The sequence below is a fragment of the Actinomycetospora sp. NBRC 106378 genome (assembly GCF_030269685.1).
Taxonomy (GTDB): domain Bacteria; phylum Actinomycetota; class Actinomycetes; order Mycobacteriales; family Pseudonocardiaceae; genus Actinomycetospora.
Map to the genome: position 1 here is coordinate 1 of NZ_BSTT01000031.1, position 1,333 is coordinate 1,333.

The window sequence follows — 1,333 nt, forward strand, 5'->3', positions numbered from 1 at the left end:
CGGCGGATTCAAGGAGCGGACGCAACATCCTCGAGTTGAGGGTGGGTGTCGGTGTGGGTGGTGTCGCTGTTCCGCGGTGGGTGCGTCGGGAGTTCTGGCGGGCTCGCCGTGACGGTGTGGATCACGGTTCGGTGTGTGCGCGGTTGGGGGTGTCGGTCGACGCGGGGTGGCGGTGGGTTCGTGAGGCTGGCGGGGTGTCGCCGTCGCTGGTCGAGCCCTCGAGCCGGTATCTGTCGCCGGCCGAGCGGGAGGAGATCTCTCGTGGTCTGGTCGAGGGGCTGAATTACGCCGAGATCGCCGGGCGGCTCGGGCGTGACCGCTCCACGGTCAAGCGCGAGATCGACCGCAACCACGTCACCCGGGAACGGGCCGGGCGCTCCCGGGCCTACGCTCCCGCGCCGGTCGGGCCGCCGCGGCCGGGTCGCCGCGTCGACCAGCGCCAGGCCCGCAAGGACGCCTACCGGGCGACCCAGGCCCAGCTCAAGGCCGAGGCCCGTGCCCGGCGCCCGAAGCCGACGAAGTTCAGCGCGCATCCGGAGCTGGTCGCCGCGGTGACGGCCGGGTTGGAGCTGGCGTGGAGCCCGGAGCAGATCAGCCACGATCTGCGTGAACGGTTCGGCGACCGGGCGGAGATGCAGGTGTCCCACGAGACGATCTACCAGGAGCTCTACGTCCAAGGACGGGGCCAGTTGCGCCGGGAGCTGACCAAGAAGCTGCGCACCGGGCGCGCGGTCCGCCGCCCCCAGGCCTTCGGGGAACGCTCGAGCCGCTCCTACATCACCCCGGAGATCATGATCTCCGAGCGGCCCGCCGAGGCCGCCGACCGCGCGGTACCCGGGCACTGGGAAGGCGACCTCATCCTCGGCGCCGAGAACGCCTCGGCGATCGGGACCCTGGTCGAGCGCAGCACCCGATTCGTGATGCTGCTGCACCTGCCCGCCCGTCACGACGCCGAAGCCGTCCGCGACGCGATGATCCCCGCCATCACCGCGCTGCCCGAGGCGCTGCGCCGTTCGCTGGCCTGGGACCAGGGCAGCGAAATGGCCCGCCACGGCGAGATCACCGTGGCCGCCGGGCTGCCGATCTACTTCTGCGACCCCCACAGCCCCTGGCAGCGCGGCAGCAACGAGAACACCAACGGCCTGCTGCGCCAGTACTTCCCCAAGAGCAGCGACCTCTCAGCCCACAACCCCGAGCGCCTCGCCGCGGTCGCGGCCGAACTCAACGGCCGACCCCGCAAGACCCTCGGCTGGCGATCACCAGCCCGAGCCATGACCCAGCTACTGTCCGACCCACAAGCCACAGGTGTTGCGTCGACCCCCTGAGCCCAAGG

At 71.5% G+C, this 1,333-nt stretch carries 1 protein-coding gene; it reads left to right on the top strand.

The window, feature by feature from the left end; all coding sequences use genetic code 11:
- Window positions 1-1,325 (top strand): IS30 family transposase (locus QSK00_RS30270; RefSeq protein ID WP_502872100.1); only part of this gene is annotated, 1,325 nt, incomplete at its 5' end.
- Between the last annotated feature and the right edge of the window lie 8 nt (window positions 1,326-1,333).